Raw genomic sequence first — 15,431 nt, 5'->3', positions numbered from 1 at the left:
GTTACGCCCAGACATCCACCTGCGCGTACCCCACGGCCCGCCCCTCGGCGTCCAGGAGCCGTCCCATCAGCTTCACCGCGCGCAGGGCGACGGCCCGGTCGGCGATGCGCAGGTGGGGGAGTTTTCCGGCGAGTTTGACCTCCAGGAGCTGCGCGTCGAGCAGGGACGCGACCCAGACCGTGGCGATCAGGTTCTGCGGCCCGGCGGTCCCCACGCAGAGCCGGATCTCCGGGAGCTTCGCCAACTCCCGTGCGGTGGCGTCGAGATGCTCGGGCGGTACGGACCCGAAGAACGTGACGGAGACGGGGGAACCGGACAGGGAGCGGGCCAGGTCGCAGCGCAGGACGAGGCGGCCCGAGTCGAGAAGCCGGCCCAGGCGCCGGCTCGCGGTGTTGACGCTGACGCCGAGACGCGTGGCGAGTTCGCCGACGGGGAGGCGGCCGTCCTCGCCGAGCGCGGTCACCAGGTCGCGGTGGTCCGCCAGGTAGGGGGCGGCGCCGCCCGCGGAGCGGCGGGACGCGGCGAGGGCCTCCTGCTGGGTGCGGGTGAGGCTGCGCAGGCGCCAGATGCTGCCCTCGGTGTAGCTGCGGGTGATGAGGTGCGCGCGCGAGGACGTGACGCCGGGGACGGCGCCGAGCGTGTCGACGATGTACGCGGACAGGGTGCTGAAGTCGGGGGTCATGACGGTGACGAGCAGGTCGCGGCCGCCCGCCGTGTGCTCGACGGTGACGACCTTCGGGTCCTTGGACAGGGCGGTCGCGACGGCCGCGTCCTGGCCGGGCGCGCAGTCGACCTCGACCAGCGCCCCGCCGCCCACGTCGTAGGCGTACGCGGTGACCCAGGCGAGGCCCGCCGAACGGAGCCGTTCCCAGCGCCGGGCGACGGTGGCCGCATCCACGTCGAGGGCGGCGGCGAGCTTGGTCCAGGGGGCCCGCGGGTCGATCTGAAGGGCGTTGACGAGGGCGAGGTCCAGCTCGTCGAGACGGTCAGGGGTGCGGGTGGGGGTTTCGGCCATGCGGGGTGGGCTCCTTCTGCACGGCGCGGGGCGCCTTGGCGGCGTTGTGACAGATAGCTGCATTCGATCTACGCGAGTGCCACAGAAACGCAATTCTGCCCGTCCGAATAGCGTCTGAATAGCATCGCTCCATCGATCGGAACCGGCCACGCCGAGACGTTGGAGGTGTCATCGCATGGAACGTCGCGCGCCCAGTATGGAACAGCCATTCGAATCTTTGAGTGATGCGGTGCACGCCCTGCGCACCGGCGCCGTCGGCAGCCGTGAACTCGTCACCGCCGCGCTCGCCGACGCCGACGCGCTCGACCCGCTGCTCGGCGTCTTCGTCACCCGCTTCCCCGGGCAGGCCCTCGCCGCGGCACGGGCGGCGGACGCGCTGCCCGCCGGGGAACGCGGGCCCCTGCACGGCGTGCCCCTGGCCGTGAAGGACAACTTCGCCGCCGCCGAGGGGCCGGTCACCGCACAGAGCCCGGCCCACGACCCCGGCCTGTGGCGCGGGCTCGACGCCCCCGCCGTGACGCGCCTGCGCTCGGCCGGAGCCGTCGTCATCGGCAAGACGACCATGGCCGAGTACGCGATGGGCCGCCCCGACCCGGCGCACTCCTTCCCCGTGCCGCGCAACCCCTGGGACGTGGAGCGCTGGACCGGCGGCTCCAGCACCGGCAACGGCGCCGGGATCGCCGCGGGGATCTTCCTCGGCGCGCTCGGCACGGACACCTCCGGCAGCGTGCGGCTGCCCGCGGCCCTGTGCGGCACGACGGGCCTCAAGCCCACCCACGGCCTGGTCCCCCTCGACCGCTGTCTCCCGCTCAGCCCGTCGCAGGACGTGGCGGGCCCGATGGCGGTCTCCGCCGCCGACTGCGGACTCCTCCTGTCGGCGCTCACGGGACGGTCATACGCACCCGGCACCAGTGAGGCAGGTGTACGAGGGCTGCGCATAGGCGTCCCCTACGGCCTCGTGGACGCGCCCGGGGTCACCCGCGCCTGCCGGTCCGCGTTCGCCGAAGCGCTACGCGTGCTGACCGAACTCGGCGCGGAGACAAGGGAGTTCGAACTCCCCGAGTTCCCGTCGCTGCTCTCCGTCAACGCGACCGTCATGCTCGGCGAGGCGTTCGCCGTCCACGGGGCGCGGCTCGCCGAACGCTGGGAGCTGCACGGGCGGGCCTTCCGCCGCCTCGCCGCGGCCGGCGCCGCGCTCGGCCCGGGGCTCGTCGACCGGGCCCGCCTCACCGGAAAGACACTCACCGCCGCTCTCCTGGACCGGATGGACGGCCCCGGCGGCGTGGACGTCATCGCGACGCCGACCTGGCCGGCCGGCGCCCGCCCCTACCACCAGGAGGCGGCGCCCGGCGACGAGCTGAACCTCACCGCGCCCTGGAACGCGACCGGTTTACCCGCGCTCGCGCTGCCCATGGGAGCGGACGGGGCGGGCCTGCCGCTGTCGCTCCAGCTCGTGGCCCGCCCCTACGCCGAGCGCACGCTGCTCGCGGCGGGCGCGGCCTATCAGCGGGCCACCGCCTGGCATCTGCGCCGCGCGACCCCCGACCCGGCCACCCGCCCACGCCCCCTGCCGGAACCGCCACCCGCGGACGGAGCGCGGGAGACGGCCGCCGACGACCTCGTGACCGCCGCGCTCACGGCCGCGGGTCTCACTCCGGACCCGGCGGACCTGACCGCCGTACGGGCCACGGCCCACGCCCTCCTCACGTCCGCCCACGAACTGACACCGGCCCACCCCGAGCCCGCCTGACCCCCACCCGCTCGACAGCAAGCATCCGCTCGACAGCAAGGCAGACCCCCCACGCCCCGCCCGAACGCCCCGTCCCCGCCGCCCGCGTGCGGCCGTTCACCCTGGAGAACCCATGTCGCGTGTCAAGGCCGGTCACGGCCCCGCAGCGCCCGGTCCAGGCGGCGCCCGCGTCGCCGCGGTCGTCGGTTTCCTGGTCTTCGTCGAGCTCATCAGCGGCATCCTCCAGGGGATGATGCCGGCCCTGTTGCCGGGGCTCGGCGCCGATCTGGAGATCACCGCCGGTGACCTGAACTGGGTCAGCAGCGCACAGCTCCTCGCGGCCGCGATCTCCGTGCCGATCTTCGGCAGGCTCGGCGACCTGTACGGTCACCGCCGCCTTCTGCGCATCGCCGCGGTCGCCCTCGCGGTGGGTTCCGTACTCGTCGCCTGGGCTCCGTCGTTCGAGCTGCTGCTGCTCGGCCGGGTCCTCCAGGGACCGCTCGCCGCGCTGCTCCCGCTGGAGATGGGCCTGGTCCGTGACCGGCTGAGCCCTCAGGGCGCGCGCAGTGCGATCGGTCTCCTCGTCGGCGCGCTCACGTTCGGCGCGAGCGCGGGAACGGTCCTCGCCGGCCTGCTCAGCGAGGTCGTCACCAGCGTGCACGGCATCCTGTGGATCCCCGCCGCCGCGACCGTGCTCTGCGTCGGCATCGTGTTCTTCCTCGTCCCGGAGTCGAAGACCCGCGCCCGCGGCACCGTCGACTGGGCGGGCGCCGGCCTGCTGAGCGTGGGGCTCGCCGCCCTGCTGCTCGCCATTTCGCAGGGCCCGCGCTGGGGCTGGACCGGAGGCGGAACGCTCGGCCTGTTCGCCGTCGCCGTGCTCGTCCTCGCCGTGTGGGTCCTCGTCGAACTGCGCGTGGCACACCCCGTCGTGGACATCCGCCTCACCGTCAAGCGCACCCTGCTGCCGGTGTACGGGGCGAGCTTCCTGCTCGGCGCCGCGCTGTTCGGCTCGCAGACCGCCGCGTCCCTGTTCCTGGCGAGCCCGCCGGACAAGCTCGGCTACGGCTTCGGCTACGGGACCCTCGGCATCGGCTGGATGATGGCGCCCTGGGGCCTGATGGCCTTCGCGGGTTCGGCGGCCGTGCCCCGGCTGGCCCGCGTGATCGGGGCGCGCGCGGTCCTCGCCCTGAGCGGCGCGTTCATGGCGGCCGGCTATACGACGCTGGTCCTCGCGCACGCCGAACCGTGGCAGTTCGTCGTCGCCAACCTCGTCATCGGCTTCGGCATCGGGCTCGGCCTGAGCGCCATGCCCGCCCTGGTCCTCGACGCCAGCCCCGCCGACCGCACCGGCATCGCGACCGGCGTCTACAACACCTCCAAGACCCTCGGCGGCAGCGTCTCCGGCGCCGTGTTCGCCGCGATCCTCACGGCGATCACCTTCAAGGGCACCGAGATCCCCACCGAGTCCGCCTACACGACCGTGTGGTGGTGCTGCGCGGGCGTCTCGCTGCTCGTCGCCGCCGCGGCGGCCGTGATCGTACGGGCCGGCAGACCCCCGCAGACGTGGACGCCGTACCGCAGCAGCCCGCCCCGGTCGGCTGACGGCCCCCGCCACGTACCGACGCACCACCCCTCTCCACCCGCATCACGGAAGGACCCGCCCTCCATGACCACCGGACCGACCCCCGAAGGCACCGCCGCTCCCACCTCCGCCGTCCCTCTCCTGTTCCGCAACGGACTGCTCATCGACGGCAGAGGCGGCGAGCCGGTGCAAGGCGGTGCCGTCCTCGTCGAGGACGGTCTGGTCCGGTGGGCCGGGCCCGGTGACCGGTGGCCCGAACTCCCCGCCGGCACAAGGGAGATAGACGTCCGGGGCGACGCGATCCTGCCCGGCTTCATCGACTGCCACGTCCACATGGCGGCGCCGGGCGGAGCGCTCGACCACGCCGAACTCAACGCGATGCCCAGGTCCCTGCGCACCTTCCTGTCGGCGCCCCGGATGCGGCAGACGCTGTTCGCCGGAGTCACCACGGCCCGTGACCTGGGCGGCGCGGACGCCGGGCACAGGAAGGCCGTCGACGACGGGCTCCTCGTCGGCCCGCGCCTGCTCGTCGCGATCGCCATGCTCAGCCCCACCGGCGGCCACGGCGACTTCCGCGCCGGGACGGACGACGGCGTCACCGACCCGGGGATGAGCCGCCTCGCGGACGGTGTCGACGACTGCCGGCGCGCGGTGCGCGACCTGCTGCGCAAGGGCGCCGACTGCATCAAGGTCGCCGCGACCGGCGGCGTGTGGAGCCCGACCGACCAGCCCGACGACGACGGGTTCCTCGAGGACGAGATCCGCACGATCACCGAGATCGCGGCGGGCCACCGCGGCAAGCGGGTCGCCGCGCACGCGCAGGGCCGCGGCGGCATCCTCAACGCCGTGCGCGGCGGCGTCGCCAGCGTCGAGCACGGCTACGAGATCGACGACGAGGCCATCGACCTGATGCTGGAGCGCGGCACGTTCCTCGTGCCGACGCTGACCACGGCGAACACCGACCCCGACCCGCTGAAGGCCGCGAGCTGGGCGTACGCCAAGAAGAAGCACTGGCAGACCGTCGCGCGCCGGCACATCCCGCACGCCATCGAGCGCGGCGTGCGCGTCGCCATGGGCACGGACTGCGGCATCGCGGCACACGGCACGAACCTGCGCGAGCTGGCGTATCTCGTCGAGTCCGGCATGACCCCGATGGCGGCGATCCTCGCGGGGACGTCCGAGGCCGCCGAGCTGCTCGGCCTGGCCCACGAGATCGGCACGCTGGAGCCCGGCAAGCGCGCCGACCTCGTCATCGCGCGCGGCAATCCGCTCACCGACATCGCCTCCCTCGGCAAGCCCGAGAACGTCCTGCTCGTGGCGAAGGACGGCGTCCCGTACAAGGACTCGGACGGGCTCGCAGCCTGACCGTCAGCTGTCACACGAATGGACGCGGCCCAGGGGCCGCGTCCATCGGCGCGCTGATATCCACGGAGGAGCACATCACCGCACCTGTGGGGGGCCTGATCGCCCGGCGCGGCAGCGCGTACGGGCCCCATCGAGTGGAGGACCACTCATGCCCCAGCTCGCCGACAGACCCACGCTCGCCGTGGACTTCACTTCGGGCCTCAGCGACGCCTGGTCGAAAGTCGCCCAGTTCGTGCCGAAGCTCGTGGGCTTCCTGGTCGTCCTGGCCATCGGCTGGTTCATCTCGAAGATGATCGCCAAGGTGCTCGACCGGGTCCTGCGCCGGGTCGGCTCGGAGAAACTCGCCGACCGCGCCGGCGCGGCCCGCATGCTCGAGGGCTCCAAGTACGACATGACGGCGATCGTCGTCAAGATCGTCTACTACGCCCTGCTGCTGATCACCCTGCAGATCGCTCTGGGTGTCTTCGGCCCGAACCCCGTCAGCAGCATGATCAGCGGCATCGTGGCCTGGCTGCCGCGCGCCATCGTCGCCATCGCGCTGGTCGTCATCGCCATGGCCATCGCCAACGTCGTGCGCGACGTCGTCACCAACGCGCTGTCGTCGGTCTCGTACGGGAAGACGATCGGCACGATCGTCTGGGCGTGCATCGTCGCGCTCGGCGTGATCGCGGCGCTCGGCCAGGCGGGCATCGCCACGGCGATCACCCAGCCGATCCTGATCGCGGCGCTCGCCGCCGGTGTCGGCATCGTCGTCGTCGGTGTGGGCGGCGGCCTCATCGGCCCGATGCGGCAGCGCTGGGAGCGCATGCTGAACACCGCCGAGCAGGAGACGGCCAAGGCCCGCGGCGGTCTCTCCGCCTACCAGTCGGGGCGCGAGGACGCGCTGACGAACCAGCCCGTCCAGGAGCGCGAGCGCACCGACGACATGTGACGCGCGTCCGTCGGTCAGGCTCGCCTACGCGAGATCGTGCCGTCTCACCAGCCAGCTGATGGCGGTGAGGCGGCACACCGCGTAGTCGTGGCCCACGGGTTCGCGCCAGCCGTTCTCGGCGAGCGCGTCGAGGAACCCCAGCGCGTAGTCCGAGAGGACCTCCCGGTCGGGGGGCTCGGGCAGCAGCGCGCTGCCGCCTGCCTCCAGCTTGTCCCGCAGCTCGGCGACATGCTGGTCGACGGCGGCCGTGAAGCCGGGCTCGAACGCGAACTCCGCGAAGCGCGGGGCGTACGAGGTGCTGATGCGGGCCAGAGGAGACATGCGGACCACCGTAAACGGGGCATAGCGCCCCGGAACAGGCCTTTTGGCATGCCATTGGTCACAGGCGCGGCTGGTCACAGGAGCGGCGTCCGGTCATCGGCGTCCGGCCACCGGCTCGGTCTCACCGGCGTCCGGTCGCGGCCCGCGCGTGGTCAGAAGCCGGGCAGCGAGGCCTGTACGGCGGCCGGGCCGTCGACGCCGTAGCGGGAGCTGTTCGCCGCCCCGCCGACGAGACCGAGCACGAGGAACGCGCCGACCAGCACCTTCGCCCCCGCCCCCAGGAACAGCGGCCGCGTGGCGGACGGGCCCGCGAGGGTGCCGACGATGGCGTCCGGCGCCGTCTGGTCGCCGAAGAGCCGCTTCGGGTACGCGGGGGTCAGCAGCAGTACGTACGCGCCGAGCCGCATCCGGTAGCGCAGGACCGCCGCCGTCGCCTCGAACAGGGGCAGTGGCATCCGGCCGAGGAACAGCACCACGAGCCAGGACAGGACGGAGACGGCCCACCAGCCGGCGGTGGCGAGCACCCCGACGATCGCCGCCGGGATCACCAGGAGCAGCCGCAGGAGCACGGCCAGCCGGTTGAGGTGCACGGACTGCAGTACGCGCACCCGCACCGGGAAGCCCATCGGCTCGGCGAGCTCGAATCTCGGACAGCGGCCGGTCAGGAGCATCGCGGCGGCGTTCACGCGGGTGTCGTAGCCGAGGAACTCCGCCAGATACCGCTCGACCGGATCGGGCAGCCGCCCGAGCAGCAGCGCCGCGAACCAGCCGGTGACCGCCGCGAAGAGCGTCACCACCGACAGCGCGACGAGCATGACGAAGTGCGGCAGGAGCAGCAGGAGCCGTACCAGCACGGAGAGCCGGTTCTGCCGTCCCGGCTCCGGGATGTCCAACTCGGGCAGGGACTCGGCGCCCGGAATCAGCGGGACAGTGCCGTAGTGGGGTTCCATGCCGGTAACTCTGCCGACGGCAGGGGACCCGGGCACCCCGGGTCGTCCGCCCGGGTGCATGCCCGCCCACCGGCCCCTCCGCGAGGCGTCAGTTCACCCCCCGGTCCCGGCCCTCCCAGTACGGCGCCCGCAGCTTGTACTTCTGGAGTTTGCCCGTCGCCGTGCGAGCCAGTTCCTCGCGGAACTCGACCGACGTGGGGGCCTTGAAACCGGCCAGGCGCTCCTTGCAGTGGCGGATCAGCTCGTCCTCCGTCAGCGTCGCGTCGGGGGCCCGGACGACGAGCGCCTTGATCGTCTCGCCCCACTTCTCGTCCGGGACGCCGATGACGGCGACCTCCGCGACGCCGGGGTGGCTGAAGAGGGCGTCCTCCACCTCGATGGACGAGACGTTCTCGCCGCCGGTGATGATCACGTCCTTCTTGCGGTCACTGATCGTCAGATAGCCGTCCTCGCCGACGGTGCCGCCGTCGCCGGTGTGGAACCAGCCGCCCGCGAGGGCCTTCGCGCTCTCCTCGGGCTGCTCCCAGTAGCCCTCCAGGATCACGTTCGACCGGGCGAGCACCTCGCCCTCGTCGTCGGTGCGCAGGCTCACGCCGAGCGCGGGCGCCCCGGCCCGTACGAGCTTCTCGGCGCGCTCGGAGGCATCCAGCTCGTCCCACTCGGCGCGGCCGCGGTTCACCGTGAGCAGCGGCGACGTCTCCGTGAGGCCGTAGATCTGGATGAACTCCCAGCCGAGTTCGGACTCGACGCGCGCCACGGTACGGGTGGGCGGCGGGGCCCCGGCGACGATGATGCGGACCCGGTCGCGCCCCGGGATCGCGCCCTTCCAGGAACGGGCGGCGTCCAGAACGGCGTTGACGACGGCGGGCGCCGCGCACATCACGGTCACGCCGTGCTCGGCGACGCGGCGCAGGATCTCGGCGCCGTCGACCTTGCGCAGCGCGATCTGGCGCACGCCGAGCGCGGACATGGCGAACGGCATGCCCCAGCCGTTGGCGTGGAACATCGGCAGCGTGTGCAGGTAGACGTCCCGGTCGGTGACGCCGGCGTGCAGGGCGAAGGTGACGGCGTTGACCCAGATGTTGCGGTGGGTGATCTGGACGCCCTTGGGCCGGGCGGTCGTCCCGCTCGTGTAGTTGATCGTGGCGGTGGCGTTCTCGTCGGGTGTCCAGGGGACGGGCTCCGCGTCGAAGCGGTACAGCTCGGAGTCGGCGGCCGTCCCCATGGTGAAGCGGTGCTTGGCGGGGACACCGGCCAGACGGTCCGTCAGTTCGGGGTCCACGAGGAGGACTTCGGCGCCCGAGTGGGAGACGACATGGCTCACCTCCTCAGCGGTGAGGCGGAAGTTGACCGGCACGAGGACGCGGCCGTAGCCGCTCACGCCGAAGAACGACGTCAGCAGCCGCGCGCTGTTCGGCGACACGACCGCGACGCGCGCGCCGAGCGGTACTCCCAGCGCGTCGAGCCCGGCGGCCTGGGCGCGCGCCAGTCCGGCCACCCGGCGGTAGGTGAGGTCCTTCCAGGGTTCGGCCGGCTGGACCGGTTCGTCGACCACGCCGATCCGGTCCCCGTAGACGGTGGCGGCACGTTCCAGAAAATCAAGGGCCCCGAACGGGACGAACATCCTGGCCTCCCCAGCACTGACGATGAACAACACATCTGGTTCTGTCCGACCACAGCATGGGTGAACAGGGCCGCTCCCGGCATTACCTCCGGCGTAATCGACCCCGGTCCGCCCGCCCGGCAGGCTGAAGGCATCCGGAACCCGGGCGGCGCACTCCTCCCGGGCTCCGGTCCCTCATCCGACCTGGCTGGAGGCCGATCCGCATGACTGCCATCTCCGTTCACGAAGCCGCCGTAGCCCGCTACTTCGAGGCCTGGAACGCCGAGGGCGCCGACGCCCGCGCCGAGGCCGTCGCCGCCGCGTGGAGCGTGGACGGCAGCTACACCGACCCCCTGGCCGACGTGGCGGGGCACGAGGGCATCGCCGCCTTGATCGCGGCGGCCCGCGAGCAGTTCCCCGGGTTCGCGTTCAAGCGGACCGGGACGGTCGACGGGCACCACGACATCGCCCGGTTCACCTGGGAGCTGGTGTCGGCCGAGGACGGCTCCGCGCCCGTCGCCGGGTCCGACGTGATCTCGCTGGCCGAGGACGGCCGGATCCGTACGGTGCAGGGGTTCCTGGACCGGGTCCCGGCGGCGTGACGAAGGGCCGGACTCGGAGAACTAGCGCAGCGTCACCGTGAAGCTCCGCCCGTACGCGTGGCGGGTGTCCACGTCCAGGCGGGTGCCGCCGAGGACGTGGGCCACCCGCACCTGCGGGTCCGCGCTGACCTTGCTCAGGGAGCGGCCGCGGAGCAGGACGGTCACGGTGTCGCGCCGTGTCGTCGGGTCCGCGACCGCGACGGTGACCGGGGCGCCGTGGCGCCGCCCGCGCCGTACGAGCACCGAGGCGGGGCCCTCGACGCGCAGGCCCGCGGTCTCGTGGCGGCCGGGCGTGAAGGTGTTGGCGGCGGTCAGGCCGAGGCCCTGGTGGGTGACGGCCTGGAGGCGCGGTGTGTTCGCGTGGACCGTCAGGGCGCCGTCGTGGCGGGTGTACGAGCGCAGGGCTCTCTCACCCGCGTTCGGCACCAACGCGTAGGCCAGACAAGCCGGTTCGGCACCCGCGGCCTGGTCGACCGTCACGCCGAGGACCGTGCGGGTCACCGCCGTGTCCGGGTTCGAGGTGCGGACCACGCGGCGGCTGCGGGTGACCTCGTCGAGGGAGACCCGCACGCGCGGGGTGTCGAGGAAGACGTAGCCGAGCGACGTGCCGCGGGTCGCGTTGGCGTAGCGCAGCCAGTGCAGGTCACCGGTGCCGGGGCCGGTCCACGGGCGGCCGTCGCGCAGCGCCCCGGTGACCGTGGTCAGGTCGTCCGGGGCGGCCGTGCGGGAGTCGACGGTCGTCGTCACGGCCCGCCCGGCCGTGTCGCCGACATCGGCCGCGAGGACCACGATCTCGTCGTCGAACAGGAACCACGACTTCGTCGCCGTCGCGTTGCGGTAGACCACGAAGTCGTCGGGCAGGACGCCCTTCTGCTTGTCCCGGTACGGCACGTCGTCCGACTGCACCATGGCGGCGGCCCCGTACGCGCCGAGGACGGCTCCGCCCGAGTGCGGGCCGGTGCCGCGCGGGAAGTAGACGTAGGTGTTCTGCGACTCGGACGACGACGTGAAGTTGAGCGGGTGGCCCGGGTTGTCGTAGTACGGCTTCCCGTAGAGCTCGGGGACCGTGCGGCGCTCCTCGACCGGGGCGGTGACCCCGGACAGCGCGTACGGCGAGACCGCCGTGAAGTAGTCGACGCCGTACGCCTGTGTCTGGTCCTGGCCGGACAGGTACAGGTAGTACGCGCCGTCGCCCTGGAACCACGGCATGAGGTTCTCGCCGCTCATGTACTCGTACTTGGAGATGCGGGACGAGCTGCGGGCGAGGGCGAAGGCGTAGCCCGGCCTGCGGTGCACGGTCCGGTCCATGGCGTTGAACGCGACCGTGCGCGAGGCGGGGTTGAGGTCCTCGGCCGGGACGGACGCGTCGCCGGTGATGTCGGCGTAGCGCGTGATGCTCACGGGCGAGACGAACGAGGACGGGTCGAGGGCCGCGCGTGAGGTGGCCCGGATGTGTTTGACGTAGCTCTTCAGCGCCGTGGCGTCGGTCGTGGCGTCGGCGCCGGCGGTGTCTTCGGCGAGGGACGCCAGGTCGACGACCGCCTCGACGACGATCGCGACGTCGGTGTAGCCGGTGTCCGTGCGGGACACCGCCCGGCCCTTGACGATCTCCATCATCCAGCCCTCGAAGATGAGCGGCGCGAACCCGTCGCGCACCCAGCCCACGACGGTCGGCACCAGCTCCCCGCCGTGCGCGAAGCCCGTGCCGTCGAGGATCTTCAGGGTCTGCACGACCCGCGTGAGCAGCCCCTTTCCGTACGAGCCGGTGTAGGCGACGGAGGCGTGCTGGAGGAAGGAGCCGTCGGCGTAATACCCGTCCGTGACCCCGTGGTTGAGGGCGTACGGGTCGATCGTCGCGAAGACCGTGAGCTGGTCGGTGAGGGCCTTGCGGATCCGGGCCTCGCCGTCGGGGGCGCCGCCGCCGTCCGCGATGAGGAGCGCGCCCTGGAGGATGCGGTTCGTGGTGATGTCGGCGAGGTTGGCGCCCGTGTGGAAGCGCGAGTCGAGGTTCACGTCGCCGTCGGTGCCGTTGCGCAGGTACGCGTCCATCGAGGCGACGTAGGTGCGCAGCAGGTCCGGGCGGTAGGCCTGCACCTCGTCGGCGAGGAGGACGAGGGTCTTGCTGATGAACTGGGAGAGGCCGATCTCCCAGTAGAACCAGTTGCCGTAGTAGCCCTTGGACTGGTCGCCGTAGTAGTGGTCGTGCAGCCAGGTGAGGCCGTCGATGACGCGGCGCTGCACCGTCGCGTCGCCGTACAGGTCGGGGGCCGCGCCCGGCGCACGCGTCGCGAGGGCGATCTCGTACAACTGCTTGTACGCCGTGTTGAGCTTGCCCTCGTCGGTGCCGAGCACGAGCCCTGCGAAGAGTTCACCGGGGCCCGCCGCGTCCATCGACTTCAGGTTCGCGCGGGCGGCCTTGTCGATCGCGGCGCGCTTGGCGGCCGTCTCCGGCCGGGCGTTGGACTCGGCGCTCCCGGCGAAGACGGCCACGGTGTTGGCCAGGAGCCGCGCGCTGTCCGCGGCCGCGTCGGCGGCGTTCGCCCGTCCGGTGGGGATCACCGTCAGGAGACCGGCGGCCGACAGGGCGGACAGCAGATGTCTGCGGGTGATCTCCATGGCTTCCTCCGCCGGTGAGTTGGCGTGCTGGCGCGCGGAGTCAAGCAGATGGGCCCGAGGGCGACAAGAGGTCCACGGGCCCGGAGGGAAAGCGCGTACCGGCCTGCCCTGTACGGGTCCCGGCGCGCCGGCGTCACACGGGAAGCCAGTCTGCTCCTTCCCCCACCCCGTCCGGGACGACCTGGCCGAAGACGACGTCCGCGAAGTGGATGCCGAAGCCGAGGGTGTCCGGCTGCTGGAGTTCGCTGATCAGCCGGCGGCGGTGGCGCTCCGACTGCGCCGGGTCGCCCTCCGACACCGTGAACCACTCGGGGTGTCGGACCTGGAGCGGCGAGTGCAGCGCGTCCCCGAACGCGAGCAGGCGGCGGCCCCGCGAGGTGATCGTGAAGCCGGTGTGGCCCGCGGTGTGGCCGGGCAGCGCCAGCGTCTGCACACCGGGGAAGATCTCCTCGCCGGGGACGACGAGCCGCAGCCGGCGCTCCAGCGCGGCCAGCGCCCCGGCGGTCAGCCCCGGCACCTGATGACGGTTCTCCCACTCGCTCTTCGGCACCGCGAACGCGGCCGCCTCGAACACCGGCGGATCCGTGCACGCCCAGCCGATGTGGTCCCTGTGCAGATGGGTGAAGGCCACGACCTCTATCTCGTCGGGCCGTGCCCCGAGCCGCGCCAGATTGTCGAGCAGCGAACCGCCGTGCACCGCGCCGATGTACGGGTGGTCGGGGTCCTCCGGTACGGAGTGCGGGCCGAACCCCGCGTCGATGAGCAGCGCCCGTCCGTCGGACTGGACGAGCAGGCCGCCGGTGTTGGCGACCAGATGGGCGGTGTCGTTGAGGTAGGCGGCGCCGGCACCCGCCCGCGGCGGCGCCGGCGGCTTGAACAGCATGGCGCCGTCCGGCACGTAACTGACCTTCAGATCACCCACCTGCACGGAACACACGGCCGAAGGCCTGCGCAGTCGCCTGTCGTTCACGGGTCGGTCTCCTAGGTGATGTTGCGAAGGGGAGTGGGTCCGTCCCGCAGAGACACGACAACGCCAGCACCCCCGATAAGGGGCGCGGGGAACTGCGCGACCAGCCACAGCCGGCCCGCACGTTCCCCGCGACCAGATTCCCGCACCGCGCGCAGCGGCTAGGCGCGCTTGCGCAGCACGGTCGCCGCGAGCCCCGCGCCCACCAGGGCGACGACACCGGCGGTGACCATTCCGGCGTGCAGCCCGCCGAGCGTGGCGGCCGCATCGGCACCCGAACCGCCCGAGAGGGCGTTCGTGCGGGCGGCGGCGATCGCGCTGAGGCCGGCGACGCCGATCGCGGCGACGTACTGCGGGAGCTGCGACAGGCCGCCGACGACGCCCTGGTCCTCCTCGCTGACGCCCGACGTCATGACGGTGATGAAGGAGACGACGCTGAAGACGTGGCCGAGGCCCATGACCGAGGACGTGATGATGAGCGGCGCGATGTTGCCGCTCTGCGGCAGCGTGAACATGGCGACGGTGCCGGCGCCCTGGATCAGCAGACCGGCCGCGAGGACCCGCTCGCCGCCGAACCGGCCGAGCAGCTTCGCGACGTACATGCCGCCGAGCATCGCGGCCGCGCCCTCACCGAGGTAGCTCAGACCGGCCTGGAGCGGGGTGAAGCCGAGGACGTCCTGCATGTAGAGGCTGAGCAGCACGGTCGTACCGGCGCACATGCCGAACGTGACGACACCGAACAGGCCGGACCACTTGATGGTGGGGCGGCCCAGGACGCTGAGCGGGATCAGCGGCTCGGGGTGGCGCCGCTCGACCAGGAGGAACGCGCCGAGCAGGACCAGGCCGCCGACGATGGAGCCGAGCGAGTCCGCGCGGACCCAGCCCTTGTCGCCGCCGGTGGAGATGCCGAAGACGAGACCGAACAGGCCGAGCGTGGCGAGGACGGCGCCGGGGATGTCCATGCGCTTGGCGGCGGCGGCCTCCCGGATCACCGGCAGCGCGAGCGCGCCGGCCAGGGCGACGGCGCCCATGACGCACAGCACGACCATCGTCCAGCGCCAGCTGAAGCCGCTGGTGATGACGCCGCCGCCGAGCGCGCCGAGCACGAAGCCCAGCGACATGACGGCGCCGTTGAGGCCCAGGGCGCGGGCGCGCTGGGGGCCCTCGGGGAAGTAGCCGGTCATGAGGGCGATGGCGGCGGGGGCGATCATCGCGGCGGCGGTGCCCTGGCCGACGCGGGTGGCGATCAGGACGCCGGGGCCATTGGCGAGGGCGGCGCCCAGCGAGAACAGCGTGAACAGGGCCACGCCGAACGTGAACAGCTTCTTGCGGCCCACCAGGTCGGCGACCCGGGCGAACAGCGGGAGCAGGCTCGCGGAGGGCAGCAGGCTCGCGGTGGCGACCCACTGGAGGGTGCCGGGCGAGGAGAAGCCGAGGCTGCTGCCGATGTCGGGCAGGGCGACGGTGACGATGGAGAAGTCCAGGCCGCACATGAACGTCGCGCAGCACAGCGTGATCAGGACGAGCCAGCCCCGCGTGCTGAACGAGTTGTCGGCGGCGCCGACATCGGCGACCGGCGGTGGCGGGGCGAGGACGTCGGTCTCGGTGGGGGGAGAGGACTCGGTGACAGCCATCAGGGGTGTCCTTTCGTATGTGATCGGGCCTGACCAGCATCGAATCGGGGCACCTGCGCAACAAGAACGATCTGTGCAACGATCGATTCGCCGGGCTCATCGTTCGAGGTGAGCGG

11 protein-coding genes are annotated in these 15,431 nt (G+C 72.5%); 4 read left to right on the top strand and 7 right to left on the bottom strand.

What is annotated here, in order from left to right; all coding sequences use genetic code 11:
- Position 1 precedes the first annotated feature (1 nt).
- On the bottom strand, positions 2-1,015 hold the full coding sequence (locus tag ACIPWY_RS13800) for an Lrp/AsnC family transcriptional regulator (RefSeq protein WP_383895385.1): 1,014 nt from the start codon (positions 1,013-1,015) through the stop codon (positions 2-4).
- A 229-nt stretch (positions 1,016-1,244) separates the two neighbouring features.
- Here ACIPWY_RS13800 and ACIPWY_RS13795 point away from each other — a divergent pair, with 229 nt between their 5' ends.
- The 3 genes from ACIPWY_RS13795 (at position 1,245) to ACIPWY_RS13785 (ending at position 6,622) form a co-directional block, all read left to right on the top strand.
- On the top strand, positions 1,245-2,765 hold the full coding sequence (locus ACIPWY_RS13795) for an amidase (protein WP_401533240.1): 1,521 nt from the start codon (positions 1,245-1,247) through the stop codon (positions 2,763-2,765).
- Positions 2,766-2,877: 112 nt separating this feature from the next.
- Positions 2,878-5,691, top strand: a complete 2,814-nt coding sequence (locus ACIPWY_RS13790; RefSeq protein ID WP_401533238.1) for an MFS transporter — start codon at positions 2,878-2,880, stop codon at positions 5,689-5,691.
- Between the two features lie 148 nt (positions 5,692-5,839).
- Positions 5,840-6,622, top strand: a complete 783-nt coding sequence (locus ACIPWY_RS13785; RefSeq protein WP_362901370.1) for a mechanosensitive ion channel family protein — start codon at positions 5,840-5,842, stop codon at positions 6,620-6,622.
- Between the two features lie 24 nt (positions 6,623-6,646).
- Here the strand turns inward: ACIPWY_RS13785 and ACIPWY_RS13780 are convergent, their stop codons facing one another.
- The 3 genes from ACIPWY_RS13780 to ACIPWY_RS13770 form a co-directional block, all read right to left on the bottom strand.
- Positions 6,647-6,943: a DUF6401 family natural product biosynthesis protein gene (locus ACIPWY_RS13780; protein ID WP_362901368.1), complete on the bottom strand. Its 297-nt coding sequence runs from the start codon at positions 6,941-6,943 to the stop codon at positions 6,647-6,649.
- Positions 6,944-7,095: 152 nt separating this feature from the next.
- Positions 7,096-7,893 carry a DUF4389 domain-containing protein gene (locus ACIPWY_RS13775; protein WP_393699382.1) on the bottom strand — a complete coding sequence of 266 codons (798 nt, stop codon included), beginning with the start codon at positions 7,891-7,893 and terminating at the stop codon, positions 7,096-7,098.
- A gap of 88 nt (positions 7,894-7,981) precedes the next feature.
- Positions 7,982-9,517, bottom strand: coding sequence for an AMP-binding protein (locus tag ACIPWY_RS13770; protein ID WP_393699384.1), 1,536 nt, complete (start codon positions 9,515-9,517; stop codon positions 7,982-7,984).
- Between the two features lie 203 nt (positions 9,518-9,720).
- Between ACIPWY_RS13770 and ACIPWY_RS13765 the strand changes: the two genes are divergently transcribed.
- On the top strand, positions 9,721-10,098 hold the full coding sequence (locus ACIPWY_RS13765) for a nuclear transport factor 2 family protein (protein WP_362901362.1): 378 nt from the start codon (positions 9,721-9,723) through the stop codon (positions 10,096-10,098).
- 21 nt (positions 10,099-10,119) lie between these two features.
- On the opposite strand, the gene ACIPWY_RS13760 is transcribed toward ACIPWY_RS13765, so the two are convergent.
- From ACIPWY_RS13760 to ACIPWY_RS13750, 3 genes are all read right to left on the bottom strand, one after another.
- Complete coding sequence (locus ACIPWY_RS13760; RefSeq protein ID WP_401533233.1) at positions 10,120-12,714, bottom strand: polysaccharide lyase family 8 super-sandwich domain-containing protein; 2,595 nt, start codon at positions 12,712-12,714, stop codon at positions 10,120-10,122.
- A 133-nt stretch (positions 12,715-12,847) separates the two neighbouring features.
- Positions 12,848-13,684 (bottom strand): MBL fold metallo-hydrolase, encoded by an 837-nt coding sequence (locus ACIPWY_RS13755; protein ID WP_362901358.1) that lies wholly within the window; start codon positions 13,682-13,684, stop codon positions 12,848-12,850.
- A 158-nt stretch (positions 13,685-13,842) separates the two neighbouring features.
- Positions 13,843-15,315, bottom strand: a complete 1,473-nt coding sequence (locus tag ACIPWY_RS13750; protein WP_393699389.1) for an MFS transporter — start codon at positions 15,313-15,315, stop codon at positions 13,843-13,845.
- Between the last annotated feature and the right edge of the window lie 116 nt (positions 15,316-15,431).

Origin of the sequence: Streptomyces sp. NPDC090032 (genome assembly GCF_044748025.1) — a bacterium.
GTDB lineage: Bacteria > Actinomycetota > Actinomycetes > Streptomycetales > Streptomycetaceae > Streptomyces.
The sequence above is the reverse complement of the archived record's forward strand: the minus strand, read 5'-3'. Positions and strand labels throughout refer to the sequence as shown.

Coding starts and splice junctions, on each gene's coding strand:
- ACIPWY_RS13800 (WP_383895385.1), bottom strand. CDS start 1,015: ATGGCCGAAACCCCCACCCGCACCCCTGACCGTCTCGACGAGCTGGAC.
- ACIPWY_RS13790 (WP_401533238.1), top strand. CDS start 2,878: ATGTCGCGTGTCAAGGCCGGTCACGGCCCCGCAGCGCCCGGTCCAGGC.
- ACIPWY_RS13785 (WP_362901370.1), top strand. CDS start 5,840: ATGCCCCAGCTCGCCGACAGACCCACGCTCGCCGTGGACTTCACTTCG.
- ACIPWY_RS13780 (WP_362901368.1), bottom strand. CDS start 6,943: ATGTCTCCTCTGGCCCGCATCAGCACCTCGTACGCCCCGCGCTTCGCG.
- ACIPWY_RS13775 (WP_393699382.1), bottom strand. CDS start 7,893: ATGGAACCCCACTACGGCACTGTCCCGCTGATTCCGGGCGCCGAGTCC.
- ACIPWY_RS13770 (WP_393699384.1), bottom strand. CDS start 9,517: ATGTTCGTCCCGTTCGGGGCCCTTGATTTTCTGGAACGTGCCGCCACC.
- ACIPWY_RS13765 (WP_362901362.1), top strand. CDS start 9,721: ATGACTGCCATCTCCGTTCACGAAGCCGCCGTAGCCCGCTACTTCGAG.
- ACIPWY_RS13760 (WP_401533233.1), bottom strand. CDS start 12,714: ATGGAGATCACCCGCAGACATCTGCTGTCCGCCCTGTCGGCCGCCGGT.
- ACIPWY_RS13750 (WP_393699389.1), bottom strand. CDS start 15,315: ATGGCTGTCACCGAGTCCTCTCCCCCCACCGAGACCGACGTCCTCGCC.